Here is a 13,123-nt window from a genome sequence, read left to right as displayed (position 1 = left end):
GTGCTACTATGCTGAAACGAAAAATTATTCTATCAATTTTTTCTTTAATTTGTGCAGTACATATATTTCAAGTGGACAAAGTGGAAGCTAAAATGTTGTTAAGAAAAGAGCTAGAGCCAACTGGCTATGTAACATGGGAAGTACCAAATAATGAAAAAATTATCGCAATTACATTTGATGATGGACCGGACCCAACTTATACACCGCAAGTATTAGAGTTATTACGTCAATATAAAGCGGAAGCGACTTTTTTTATGATTGGCTTTCGAGTTCAGCGTAATCCGTACTTAGTAAAGCAAGTGTTGAAAGAAGGGCATGAAATCGGAAATCATACGATGAATCATTTGTATGCGAGTAATTCATCAGATGAAAAATTAGAACATGATATTTTAAATGGAAAGAAATATTTTGAAAAATGGGTGAAAGAACCTTTATTGTTCCGTCCGCCAGGTGGATATATTAATGATGCTGTATTTACTACGGCAAAAAAAGCTGGGTATCAAATTGTTCTATGGTCATGGCATCAAGACCCTCGTGATTGGGCGAATCCAGGTACAGAATCCATAGTAAATCATGTTGTGAAAAATGCTAAAAGTGGAGATATTGTACTGTTGCACGATGGAGGAAGTGATCGTAGTCAAACAGTGGCGGCATTAGCAAAAATTTTACCTGAGCTGAAAAAGCAGGGGTATCGATTTGTAACAGTTTCGGAGTTGTTACGTTATAAACATTAGAGAAAATCCCAAAAGGTATACCTTTTGGGATTTTTCGTTACTGATTCTTTTTTCGTTTTTTATTATTTTGTCGCTCTGCCGGAGTTAAAGGTTCATTTGCGAACTCTTCGTTATAACCAGTTCCTTGTCCTTGTGCGGATGCAGCATTCATTCCTGAAATAGTATGATTTGCTTTTCGTTTACCCATTTTTTCTCACCTCTATAATATTTTTTATAGATGAATCATGAGTTGTTCATAACATATATGAACGTAAAGTAGAGTGCTTTACTTTACAATAATAGTATTTATAAGGAGCATGGACACTATTCAAATTTAGAAAGATAAAGAAAACTTATTATAATCCATAAGTTTCTTATTATTTACTTATTTAGAAAGTTGTAATAAGATATTATCGTAAGGTATTGAAAAGTTTGTCTACATTTTATATTCAGACAAATTAGTCACGTTTAACAGGGGGGAAACATAATGGTCAAACATAATCCATTTCAATCACGTGCAACTTTTGAACTAGATGGAAAGACGTATCATTATTATCAATTGAAAGCGCTTGAAAACGCAGGGGTTGGCAACGTATCTCAATTACCATATTCCGTGAAAGTTTTACTTGAATCTGTACTTCGTCAAGTAGACGGACGCGTAATTACAGAAGAACACGTTACAAATTTAGCGAAATGGGGAACGAAAGATGTTCAAGATATCGATGTTCCGTTTAAACCATCTCGCGTAATCTTACAAGACTTCACAGGTGTTCCAGCTGTTGTAGATTTGGCTTCGCTTCGTAAAGCAATGGCAGACATGGGTGGGGATCCTGACAAAATTAATCCTGAAATTACTGTAGACCTTGTAATTGACCACTCTGTACAGGTTGATAGAGCGGGTACGGCAGACTCGCTTGCATTCAACATGGACTTAGAGTTTAAACGTAATGAAGAACGTTATAAATTTTTAAGCTGGGCACAGAAATCATTTGATAACTACCGTGCAGTTCCACCAGCAACAGGTATTGTACACCAAGTAAATCTTGAATATTTAGCACCGGTTGTTCATGCGGTGAAAAATGCTGAAGGTGACTTAGTTGCATACCCAGATTCATTAGTTGGAACAGACTCACATACAACAATGATTAATGGTATCGGTGTTCTTGGATGGGGCGTTGGTGGTATTGAAGCAGAAGCAGGAATGCTTGGACAGCCTTCATATTTCCCAGTACCTGAAGTAATTGGTGTGAAATTAACTGGTACACTTCCAAGTGGTACAACAGCAACTGACGTTGCATTAAAAGTAACACAAGTATTACGTCAAAAAGGTGTAGTTGGTAAATTTGTTGAGTTCTTCGGTAATGGACTAAAGAGCATGCCTTTAGCTGACCGCGCAACAATTTCAAATATGGCACCAGAATACGGTGCAACTTGTGGATTCTTCCCAATCGACGACATTTCATTAGAATACTTACGTTTAACAGGTAGAGATGAAGAGCAAATTCGCGTTGTTGAAGAATATTGTAAAGCAAATGGCTTATTCTATACAGCAGACAGCAAAGATCCAATCTATACTGATCTTGTTGAAATTGATTTAAATACAATTGAATCTAATCTTTCTGGACCGAAACGTCCGCAAGATTTAATCCCACTTTCAAATATGAAAGAGGAGTTCCATAAAGCTGTTGTAGCACCAGTTGGAACACAAGGACTTGGATTCAATGAGCAAGAGTTCGATAAAGAAGTGAAAGTTACATTGAAAGATCAAGAAGTAACGATGAAAACAGGTGGAATTGCAATCGCTGCAATTACAAGCTGTACAAATACGTCAAATCCGTACGTGTTAATTGGAGCAGGGTTAGTTGCGAAGAAAGCAATTGAAAAAGGACTTAAAGTACCTGGTTACGTAAAAACATCGTTAGCACCAGGATCTAAAGTTGTTACAGAGTACTTAGATAAGTCTGGTTTAACAACGTATTTAGATCAATTAGGTTTCCAAACAGTTGGTTACGGCTGTACGACTTGTATCGGTAACTCTGGTCCATTAGCAGAGGAATTAGAAGAAGCAATCGCAGCAAATGATTTATTAGTAACATCTGTTTTATCTGGTAACCGTAACTTTGAAGGTCGTATTCACCCACTTGTAAAGGCAAACTACTTAGCATCACCACCACTTGTTGTGGCATATGCACTTGCAGGTACTGTTGATATTGACCTGAAAAATGATGAAATCGGTAAAGATGTAAATGGTAATGCTGTTTACTTTAATGATATTTGGCCATCAGCTAAAGAAATTGAAGATGTAGTTCAAAGTGTTGTTACATCTGAATTGTTCAAAAAAGAATATGCACAAGTATTTAACAGCAATGAACGCTGGAATGAAATCCAAACTTCAAATGAAGCTTTATATACTTGGGATAATGATTCAACATACATTCAAAATCCACCGTTCTTCGAAGGATTATCTAAAGAGCCGGGTGAAGTTGAAACGTTATCAGGTTTACGCATAGTTGGTAAATTTGGTGATTCTGTAACAACAGACCACATTTCACCAGCAGGTTCAATTGGTAAGCACACGCCAGCTGGACGTTATTTACTAGAAAACGGCGTACAACCAGTTGACTTTAACTCTTACGGTTCTCGTCGTGGTAACCATGAAGTTATGATGCGTGGTACATTCGCAAACATCCGTATTAAAAACCAAATCGCACCAGGAACAGAAGGCGGATATACAACATATTGGCCAACTGGTGAAGTAACATCTATCTATGATGCTGCTATGAAATATAAAGAAGATGGCACAGGCCTTCTAGTTGTTGCTGGTAAAGACTACGGTATGGGAAGTTCTCGTGACTGGGCTGCGAAAGGTACAAACTTATTAGGTATTAAAGCAGTAATCGCAGAAAGCTTCGAGCGTATTCACCGCAGTAACTTAGTATTAATGGGCGTATTACCATTACAATTTAAAGATGGCGACAGTGCTGAAACATTAGGTCTTGTTGGTGATGAGTCATTTGAAATTCAAATTGACAAAACGGTTAGACCACGCGATCTTGTAAAAGTAGTTGCAATCGATGCAGAAGGCAAAGAGAAGCAATTTGAAGTAGTGGCTCGTTTTGATAGTGAAGTTGAAATTGACTACTACCGTCACGGTGGTATCTTGCAAATGGTTCTTCGTTCGAAAATCGAAGAGTCTAAAGTGTCAAACTAAATAATTGAAATGAATGATAAGGAAGCTAACATTTGTTAGCTTTCTTACTTTATGTACAGAGGGAAAGGGATGAAACCACTTGGTTTCATCCCTTTCCTTTTATTATGCAAAATTGGAGGAATGACAATGAATGAGTATAGAAGAATAATGTTGCCGCTGTTGCAAGAAAAGCTATTGCTAATTAGTGCGATTTGTAGCGGAATAGTAGCTGCCATTTTAAATTTATCCCGTCCGCTATTTATGGGGCTAATTGTAGATAACCTTATTCAGCGGGACTTAAAAGGTACGTATGTATATATTGCTTTGTTTGCGGGGAGCCGCTTTTTGATGTGGGTGAACAATCTGTTATTTGATTATGTAAGCTCAAAAGTAAGTCAGCGAATATTACGAGAGAAGCGTATAGATGTATTACGTCATTTTTTCTTATTACCGTTTGAAGAAAGTGAGAAGGTAAAACAAGGGGAGTTAGAAACATTAGTCGTTTCTGATATTCCGAATTGGGTAAGGTTATATGGATCTATATTAATAGAATACATCCACGCCATTGCACAATTTATTGGTGCGTTCATAGCTCTACAACATATCGATGTACAGTTCATATGGTGGATAACCCCGTTTTTATTTTTAAGTGCAATTGTTCCAATGATTATGGGGGAAAAAGTAAGAAATATTGCAAGTATTGCTCAAAAAAATCAATCAAGTGTTGTAGAGATGATGTCACAGTTTGTAAAAGGTATACAAGATTTACGTAGTTTACAAAAAGAAAAATGGGCAATTCATTTGTTTAAAGGAGTGACGGCACAATCTTATAAAACAGAAGTAAAGAAGACGATGATACAACATTGTATTGGGATAGTTGGAACGGTAATAGAAACAGGAGCATATATAGTTGTTTTTATTGTAGGAGCAAAAAAAATAATAAAAGGGGATATGGAAGTCGGTTCGCTTGTGGCGGTATTAGCTACAATTGAGATGTTATTTTTCCCCGTTCGTTATGCGAGTGATTTATTGATGATGACACAAGTTGCTATTGCTTCGGCAAATCGAGTTTTTGGCTTTTTAGATATACCGGCTGAATACAGAAATGTAGAAAGAGCGATGGGAATGAAATTAACAAACGTTTCATTTCAAGAGAACGGTGAAGAGAGATGTAGAATTAAAAATATACATTTGCAAATTAATCCTGGCGAACTCGTTATTATTGTAGGAGAAAGTGGTGCAGGAAAAACAACGCTTTTAAAATTAATAACGGGTTTGTATAAACCATCTAACGGTAGCATTGTTTATTATGGTAATGGGGCTCGTATGACTACAGTGTGGCAAGAACCTCGTTTCTTTCGTACGACAGTAAAAGAGAATATGTATTTTGGGGAAGGGGTCTTAGAAAAACAGTTAGAAAAAAATATTGAACTTGTAAATGCGAAGTCAATTATTAGGAGTTTATCTAAAGGGATTCAGACTGTACTACATAAAAGCGGTGAAGAGTTTTCGGGAGGAGAGAGAAAGCGTCTTGCGTTATTGCGAGCGATTGTATCAAATCCGAATCTCATTATTCTAGATGAACCGACTGCGGGATTAGATCTGAGCAATCAAGAAGTGGTTTGGAATATGCTTAGAGGGCTAGAGGGGAATGTAACGAGAATTGTGACGACACATGATGTCGAGAGGGCGATGATAGCGGATCGGATTGTTGTCATGAAGAATGGGATTATTGTGGAATGTGGGGATCCTAGAGAATTATTAAATTGTAAGTCATTGTTTAAAGAGATGCTAATAAAAAGATAAGAGCTATATAGCGCTCTTATCTTTACTCGGCATTATTAAGTTGATACGTATAGGAATCAGGGTCATTAGTACTAAATTCTTTGACTAGAGTAAGTTGATTCGTATCTGGATTATATTTAAAGATTTTGATTGTACGTTCGCTACTTAGTGATGGATTATATTCTTGAATAGCAAATGTATTTTCAGCAATCTGTGTCATATTACTGGTTGAAACGTTTTCTACGGCATCATGATTTGTAGAAATTTTAACAACTCTTTCACCGTTGAAAAATAAAAGAACGATTACTAAAACAACTAAACATATTCGTATATAGCGAAGTTCTTTACTTATAGGATGTTCTCCCAAAAATAATCATCCTTTCTATAATTATTGTATAGTAGTGGTGGTGATAGTCATTGTGAAGAAACTAAGAATACCGAGGCCGGCTAAAAGGATAAATGAGATTAAAGCGATATAGAGACAAATACGTCCAACTTGCTTTTTTTCAGGATCTTTACTGAAGAGCGAGATGATCCAAGTGATAATCCCGATTGGGGAAAATATAAAACTAAGAATATATAATAGTATTTTTTCAAATAAATTCATAAAAATCCCCCTTTTTGAAAGTTCTACATGTGCAGTTTTCTTCGTATTAGCGCTGCCGTTATGTAGGAAAGTACAGAATAAACAGCACTATAAACAATCCAAGCGTCTAAGTTTTGTAAAGCTAGGTGTATATTAAATTTAGAGACGATAATGAAAAATATAAGTGGAACAGTAAAAGAAATAATAATTGCAGCCCATTTGAATTTGTATAGTAAGGTGCTAAAAAAAATACATAGTAATGGTAAAGTGAAAAAAACAAAAGTGAAAGGGTTGATAAGTAATTGTAAAATACATATCACCTCGCAAGTTTTGTGTTTATTTCTAATTATATGGTCAACTACCCCCACTGAGATAAAGCGTTTCAGTGGGGGCTTGAGTTAGAACGCTAGGTCTTTTCGTCTATCGCTAGACAGTTGACGCTCTAGAATTCATGCCACCTTATGGTAACACCCCAAGTAAGTTTTTGGTTGGTACTAGAAACGAACAATCGTTTCCCCACTTGCACCACCCTTTCGAAAAAGAGCAGTTCTTCCTTATGGAAGAAGCCACCACTCAGATGAATCCGGCGTGTGCTACAAGCCCCGACAAGTCGAGTACACATGGATGGTTGACGCACCCACTAAGCTATGCGCGAAGCAACAGCCTTACGTGTTTGCACTTCTAATAGAATCGGCGTTTTCACTTTAAGATTTTCATCCAATTCTACAACTTTTGATTTTTGCAATGTATTCAATGCACCATTAATATCAGCATGGATACATGTTCCTGCTTTACTTTGGTACAGACCACGAGTGATTCGTTTGCCACTAAAGTGATAATGCGTCCTATCCTCCTTAGACCAAACTGGAACCTTATCTTTATCAAGAAAACTAGCTTTTGAAGTATAGCTTTCTTCTTGTTTTAAAAATCGGATGCCTTCTTTTATACATTTATTCTCAATCGCTGCAATCAGTTTATGAAACGGGATTTGAACAAATTTTTGATTATTCTTTTTTCCCATATCAGATTTTTGTTTCCAACCCGCGTTATACCCTACGACAACCGTATCTATGTTGCATGCTTTCACTTTTTTGAACAACAGGCCTACAGTTTGTGAAATGTAACCATTTATTTGTCGTTCTCGTTCTCGTTTATGCCAAAGTGCAGCCATTTGGTTCGTTACAACACGTTTTGAAAGTCCATTTTCCATATTTTTCAGTTGTAGATTACGTATCATTTTGTTGAAGTATTGGTTAATGGATTTAAGTTTTTTTCCATCAATTAAAAATGTATCACCTGTATTTGTCGCACAACTTACTAATCTGTCTACACCTAAATCGCAACTCAAAGCATTACTAGTAGTCGTGAATGGTTTCTTCATTTGAGAAACGTGCATCTCATATGTGTAATGCACCTCAAAGAACCGACCTTTTTGCTTCGGTACAATCTCAATGTAGGAGATTTTCTTATTTCTTACATTTTTAGGCATACGTATTTTAATGGAACCGAATTTTTTCCTGAATGCAACATTCATTGGAATCATCCAATACCCGTTATCATCCACCTTTGGAACTTGATAGATTTCAATAATTCGTTTGTCAGTTGAACGAGAATAATTCGGAAACTTAGGACGACCTGTGAAGGTTTCAGGTTTTTTCTTCCACTGTTCCAATGCTTTAAAAAAGCTTTTTACTTCTGTAAATAAGGCTCTACGAATCGCTTGAACAGAGTTTGATTGGACGCCCGAGTAGTTCATATCGGCTTGCATGGCAGTGTCCACTTCTTTTATAGTAGCCATCTTGTTATTATTCAGATAACTTTGTTTAATCGTGTACAATCCAACATTTCGCAACGCTTTTGAACTATGTGACATGCGTTGCAGTAAGCGGAATTCTTTAGCTGTAAGACAAGCTCGTCCGATATTCTGTTTCTGCGTGAATCGTTGCATGGTTTCTCTTTTCTTTTGTTTCCGTAATACTTTCACTGCTTTCTTTCTAACCATTGTTTTCACCATCTTTCGTAGAGAGTTCATTACTTTTGACAAATCAATATTTGAAACGGAACGGAACAAAATTTGAACATGGCCTTCATCATAATTCCTTTTGCCTCAAGTAACCAAATGATTATTATTATCCAATTTCGTTGTCTTACGATATATTCCCTCCTTATCTAGGGGCAGATTATATCGTAAGACAAAAGAAACAAATATTCGCCCCGGGAAAATTGTTATGAACGAAACAAAAGCGTTCAACCTACCTTCTGACGGCAATTCATCTCCACCTGAATTGTTGGGTTTCACCCGTAACACAAATCAGATGGAGTCTTCTTGCCAAAAAGGATAAAAAGGGAAATACTTCATCTTAGTTAAAAATATTCCGACTATTTCGACTGTGAATATTTCCAAGCTTGTCCGTATAAGCTAAAATAAGGTATATAGTATGTAGTTAATTATGTTATAAGAAGATAAACACGTAAGGGTGATATAATATGTGGCGGAAGCTTACCATTATTGTAGTGTTACTTTGTTTAGCGGGATATGCAGCTTATGAACAGTTTGGTAAAGAGGATCAAGTAATGCAAGAAAAGCCTGCCAAAAGTGAAGCTGCTATGAAAGAGATTTTCGCAAGGAACGGTATTGAAATTGGAAAGAGCGCACCAGATTTTGAATTAGCAAAGATAGATGGAACGAATGTAAAGTTATCCGAGTTAAAAGGAAAGAAAGTTATTTTAAACTTTTGGGCAACGTGGTGTGGGCCTTGTCAGCAAGAAATGCCTGATATGGAGGCCTTTTATAAAGAACATAAAGAAAACGTAGAAATTTTAGCTATAAACTATACTCCTTCAGAAAAAGGAGGGGGAGAAGAAAAGGTAAGGAACTTCGCTAAAGAAAAAGGAATTACTTTTCCTATTTTATTGGACAAGAACATTGATGTGACAACAGCGTATAAAGTAATTACCATTCCAACTTCTTATTTTATTGATACAGAAGGTGTCATTCAAGATAAGTTCATTGGACCGATGACGCAAAAAGAGATGGAGAAACGGATTGCTAAATTAAAATAACGGTGAAAAGGTAGAGGTGGAAAGTTACCATTTCTGCCTTTTCTTTTTCACGTAGTGATAGCAGCATGTTATGATAAAAGAAATATAAACGTTTAGAGGTAAAGGAGTGTTTGGAGTGGGGAATATATCCTTACCGTTAGATTATGTTGTAATTGATTTTGAAACAACAGGATTTAACCCTTATAATGATAAAATTATTCAAGTCGCAGCAGTGAAATATCATAATCATGAACTAGTAGATCAATTTGTTTCTTATGTGAATCCAGAGCGTTCAATTCCGGACCGAATAACAAGTTTAACAGGTATTACAAATTATCGTGTTTCAGATGCACCGACGATTGAAGAAGTATTACCTTTATTTTTAGCATTTTTACATACAAATGTTATTGTCGCTCATAATGCATCTTTTGATATGCGTTTTTTAAAAAGTAATGTAAATATGCTTGGACTACCTGAGCCTAAAAATAACGTTATTGATACTGTGTTTTTAGCGAAAAAATATATGAAGCATGCGCCTAATCATAAACTTGAAACGTTAAAACGAATGCTTGGAATTCGATTAAGTTCTCATAATGCATTTGACGACTGTATTACGTGTGCGGCTGTTTATCAAAAATGTGCAGCGGTTGAAGAAGAAGGAAAAAGAAAAGCGAATAAGGAAGTACTTGATGAAACAGCGGTATTTGAAGCAGTAAAAGAAATGCTTGTACGAAATAAACGTGATATTGAGTGGATTCGTTGTATGAATGTTGGGAGTTATTTAGATATAAAAGCCTTTTACCCAATTATAAGGTTAAAGGTCAAAGGGCGAAAGAAATATGTGTTAACAGAAAAAATGGAAGACGATGTAAGAGAAATTTGTACGAGCTTAACATACGAGGCAGCATTGAAAAGTGAGATTGGCAACACGAGAATTATGATTGACAGTGTAGAGGACATTTTGAAGCTAGAGAGCTACATTGTAGAAGAATACGATTCTGTATTACGAGCGCTGGATGAATATAGAGCAAATAAAGTAAATGCGGATGAAGAAATTAAAAAATATTTAAATATGATGGTGTAAAAAATCCCATGTGCAATATATGCGCATGGGATTTTTTATCAAAACATAAAATTTTCTTGCAAATCTGATTAAAGAGTTTTTCATTTGCTCATACTATGTAATAAGAAAGCGTTGAAGAAAGGGTGAGCAACATGAGAAGAAGTCGCCGTAGATCGTTTGAAGAACTTGTAAATGAAAATAAACAACAATTATTAAGCGATCGTGATGCAATGGATCGAATTGAAAAACGAATTGAAAAACGTTATGAAATGAAACTTTTTAAGCAGGCTGAATAATTCTTAACACTAGTACGATACTAGTGTTAAGGAGGCGATAGTAATGGGTAATCCGAAAAAAAATTCAAAAGACTTTGCACCAAATCAAATTGGAACACAATCGAAAAAAGCTGGTGGCAATAAAGGGAAGCAAATGCAAGACCAAACTGGCAAACAACCAATTGTTGATAACGGTTAAAAAAAGGAGAATGTCATCATTCTCCTTTTTGTGCGTTTGGATAATATTGTAAAAATATTTAAAAAGCTGACTTTCGTCAGCCTTTTTTCGTAATTGTAAAGTTTTCAACGAGTAAACGCCAATTTTGTGGGAATGGTAGACCAATCTTCCAATAGCTAATACCGCCAATGCCTTGTTCTTTCATTAAATTGAATTTACTTTGAATAGACCTCGAATCTTCAAACCAAACCTCGTGTTGTACGCCGTTTTCATCAAAGTAATTAAAATGTGGAGCTTGGGCTGTGAAATCATAGCGGATAGGAACATTGTATTTACGAGCAAGTGCAACAGCTGCGACAGAGCTAACTGCTTTTGCGGGTGGATTCCCTTGTTTGAACGGAAGTTTCCAATCAAATCCATATAAATTTTGCCCCATCATAATTTTTTGTGGAGGCATTTGAGATTTTGCATATTGAAGTACTTCTTTCACAGGACCAATAGGGGAAATCGCCATTGGTGGGCCACCTTGCCAACCCCAGTCGTATGTCATAATGACGACGAAATCAACAATTTGTCCTTGTGCTTTATAATCGTGAGCCTCAAAAAATTTCCCTTTTTGATTGGAACTTGTTTTCGGTACAAGCGTTGTACTTAATGTGTACCCGCTAGGTAAGCGTGTTTTCACATTTCGTAAAAAACGATTATAGGCTTCGCGATCTTCAGGTGCCACACTCTCGAAATCGAAATGAATGTCTCGCATGCCATATTTTTCAGCTGTTTGCAAAATGTTAGTAATAAACTTGTTTTGAATTGTTGCATCGCGTAAAATAACCGAGGTCAGATCGGCACTGAAATTTCCATTTTCGATATTTGTAATAACGAGCATAGGGATGGTTTTACCTTGCGTTGCAATATTAGCGATTTTCGCTGTTTCGGTTGGTTCTTTTAATGTACCGTCTCTTTTTGCTTCAAAACTAAAGTAGGCTAAATATGTTAAAAATGGGTTGATAGCACGTGTAGCAGTTACTAAACTTTCTTTTATCGGTATTGTTGAAGGTTGTAAATAAGCAATGGATTCTACTGCTCGTTTTGTTCCTTTCGGTATATATAATTGCTGTCCGACATGGAGAATAGATTTTAATGAAAGGTTATTAACTTTAGCTAAACTGGCGAGAGGAACGTTATACGTTTGAGAAATTCGATAAAGGCTGTCGCCAGGCTGTACATAATAATTATTGCCTTTCGTATTAACGATAAGTGCCTGACCAACAACGAGTGTTTCGGCTGGATTTAGTCCATTGTCTTTTACAATCTCTTCAGGTGTAGATCCATATTTTGAGGCTAAACTATATACGCTATCACCGCTACGAACAGTTACAATTTGAATCATGTGCTTGCCCCTTTCGGTAAAAGATTCACTGTTTTTATTTTATTTTTGATTCCACTGTATTATGATTAAATGTATGCAAGGGAACAGAAGTGAAAGAAGGCGAATAGAAATGTTTGTAGCAGAACATGAAGTTGAAATCCGTTATGCGGAAACAGATCAAATGGGTGTTGTTTACCATTCAAACTATTTAGTGTGGCTTGAACTAGGGCGCACGAAACTTATACAAGATTTAGGATTTTCATATGTTGAAATGGAGAAAGAGGGAATTATTTCTCCTGTGTTAGACTTACAAATTTCATATCGTAAAGCGATGCGTTATGGAGAAAAAGCTATTGTGAAAACGTGGGTTGATACTGTGAGCCCGCTCCGCGTTGTATATGGATATGAAATTTATAATGGTGATGGCGAACTTTGTATTACTGCAAGCACGACGAATATTTGTGCGAAAAAAGAAGGGTTCCGCCCTGTATCATTTAAAAAATTATATCCTGAGTGGTATGCGAAATATGAGGAAATTAAAAAGAAATAAAAAAGCGTGGCAGAAGCCACGCTTTTTTATTTTTCATAATTAAATTGAGGGAAATCATCACCGTCGTTAAGTGTAACTAATAAATTATGTCCATCGAAGAACCACTCATCATCGCTTTCAATAAAGAAGTTAATACCTTCTTCTTGAGTTTGAACAGCAGGGTGCGCAGGGTCATCTTTACGAATACCTAAAGAAAGTCCTTTTTGCACAGTACTGCAACCGCCGTATTGTACGAAAAGGCGTATTGTTTCACCCGATTGTAAGTTTAATTCGTTTTTATACCATTGTGCTGCTTCTTTTGTTACGGAAAGATTCATGTATAGTTCCTCCAAATTATGTTGCTTTTTCTTTTAGTATAAAAAATAACGCAAA

Annotated in this window: 14 protein-coding genes; 8 read left to right on the top strand and 6 right to left on the bottom strand. The window is 36.1% G+C overall.

Features of this window, described 5'->3' with window-relative positions:
* The first annotated feature begins 8 nt into the window (after positions 1 to 8).
* On the top strand, positions 9 to 734 hold the full coding sequence (gene pdaB, locus I6L50_RS23725) for a polysaccharide deacetylase family sporulation protein PdaB (protein ID WP_002066634.1): 726 nt from the start codon (positions 9 to 11) through the stop codon (positions 732 to 734).
* 37 nt (positions 735 to 771) lie between these two features.
* Here the strand turns inward: pdaB and sspO are convergent, their stop codons facing one another.
* Complete coding sequence (gene sspO / locus I6L50_RS23720; RefSeq protein ID WP_000518057.1) at positions 772 to 921, bottom strand: acid-soluble spore protein SspO; 150 nt, start codon at positions 919 to 921, stop codon at positions 772 to 774.
* A gap of 279 nt (positions 922 to 1,200) precedes the next feature.
* Between sspO and acnA the strand changes: the two genes are divergently transcribed.
* Positions 1,201 to 3,924, top strand: coding sequence for an aconitate hydratase AcnA (gene acnA, locus I6L50_RS23715; protein WP_002014285.1), 2,724 nt, complete (start codon positions 1,201 to 1,203; stop codon positions 3,922 to 3,924).
* Positions 3,925 to 3,993: 69 nt separating this feature from the next.
* Positions 3,994 to 5,709, top strand: a complete 1,716-nt coding sequence (locus tag I6L50_RS23710) for an ABC transporter ATP-binding protein (protein ID WP_219303298.1) — start codon at positions 3,994 to 3,996, stop codon at positions 5,707 to 5,709.
* Positions 5,710 to 5,731: 22 nt separating this feature from the next.
* On the opposite strand, the gene I6L50_RS23705 is transcribed toward I6L50_RS23710, so the two are convergent.
* The 3 genes from I6L50_RS23705 to I6L50_RS23695 form a co-directional block, all read right to left on the bottom strand.
* Positions 5,732 to 6,055: a YmzC family protein gene (locus tag I6L50_RS23705; protein ID WP_002137709.1), complete on the bottom strand. Its 324-nt coding sequence runs from the start codon at positions 6,053 to 6,055 to the stop codon at positions 5,732 to 5,734.
* A gap of 21 nt (positions 6,056 to 6,076) precedes the next feature.
* A complete protein-coding gene (locus I6L50_RS23700; protein ID WP_002137707.1) occupies positions 6,077 to 6,295 on the bottom strand; it encodes a hypothetical protein in 219 nt (72 codons plus the stop codon).
* 619 nt (positions 6,296 to 6,914) lie between these two features.
* Positions 6,915 to 8,276: an RNA-guided endonuclease TnpB family protein gene (locus I6L50_RS23695; RefSeq protein ID WP_219303297.1), complete on the bottom strand. Its 1,362-nt coding sequence runs from the start codon at positions 8,274 to 8,276 to the stop codon at positions 6,915 to 6,917.
* A gap of 485 nt (positions 8,277 to 8,761) precedes the next feature.
* Between I6L50_RS23695 and I6L50_RS23690 the strand changes: the two genes are divergently transcribed.
* The 4 genes from I6L50_RS23690 (at position 8,762) to sspN (ending at position 10,853) form a co-directional block, all read left to right on the top strand.
* Complete coding sequence (locus I6L50_RS23690; protein WP_002087785.1) at positions 8,762 to 9,337, top strand: TlpA family protein disulfide reductase; 576 nt, start codon at positions 8,762 to 8,764, stop codon at positions 9,335 to 9,337.
* Between the two features lie 115 nt (positions 9,338 to 9,452).
* Positions 9,453 to 10,400, top strand: a complete 948-nt coding sequence (locus I6L50_RS23685) for a 3'-5' exonuclease (protein ID WP_219303296.1) — start codon at positions 9,453 to 9,455, stop codon at positions 10,398 to 10,400.
* Between the two features lie 131 nt (positions 10,401 to 10,531).
* The gene (locus I6L50_RS23680; protein WP_002014298.1) at positions 10,532 to 10,675 is read left to right on the top strand and encodes an FbpB family small basic protein; all 144 of its coding nucleotides are present in this window, start codon (positions 10,532 to 10,534) and stop codon (positions 10,673 to 10,675) included.
* Between the two features lie 43 nt (positions 10,676 to 10,718).
* Positions 10,719 to 10,853: an acid-soluble spore protein SspN gene (gene sspN / locus I6L50_RS23675; RefSeq protein ID WP_000527988.1), complete on the top strand. Its 135-nt coding sequence runs from the start codon at positions 10,719 to 10,721 to the stop codon at positions 10,851 to 10,853.
* A gap of 76 nt (positions 10,854 to 10,929) precedes the next feature.
* Here the strand turns inward: sspN and I6L50_RS23670 are convergent, their stop codons facing one another.
* Positions 10,930 to 12,222 (bottom strand): glycoside hydrolase family 18 protein, encoded by a 1,293-nt coding sequence (locus I6L50_RS23670; RefSeq protein WP_002014302.1) that lies wholly within the window; start codon positions 12,220 to 12,222, stop codon positions 10,930 to 10,932.
* A gap of 109 nt (positions 12,223 to 12,331) precedes the next feature.
* Between I6L50_RS23670 and I6L50_RS23665 the strand changes: the two genes are divergently transcribed.
* A complete protein-coding gene (locus I6L50_RS23665) occupies positions 12,332 to 12,751 on the top strand; it encodes an acyl-CoA thioesterase (protein WP_000495812.1) in 420 nt (139 codons plus the stop codon).
* 26 nt (positions 12,752 to 12,777) lie between these two features.
* Here I6L50_RS23665 and I6L50_RS23660 read toward each other — a convergent pair whose 3' ends face one another.
* Positions 12,778 to 13,068 (bottom strand): HesB/YadR/YfhF family protein, encoded by a 291-nt coding sequence (locus tag I6L50_RS23660; RefSeq protein WP_002014303.1) that lies wholly within the window; start codon positions 13,066 to 13,068, stop codon positions 12,778 to 12,780.
* Positions 13,069 to 13,123 lie beyond the last annotated feature (55 nt).

The sequence above is a fragment of the Bacillus sp. FDAARGOS_1420 genome (genome assembly GCF_019344915.1).
GTDB classification, from domain to species: Bacteria; Bacillota; Bacilli; order Bacillales; family Bacillaceae_G; genus Bacillus_A; species Bacillus_A mycoides.
The sequence above is the reverse complement of the archived record's forward strand: the minus strand, read 5'-3'. Positions and strand labels throughout refer to the sequence as shown.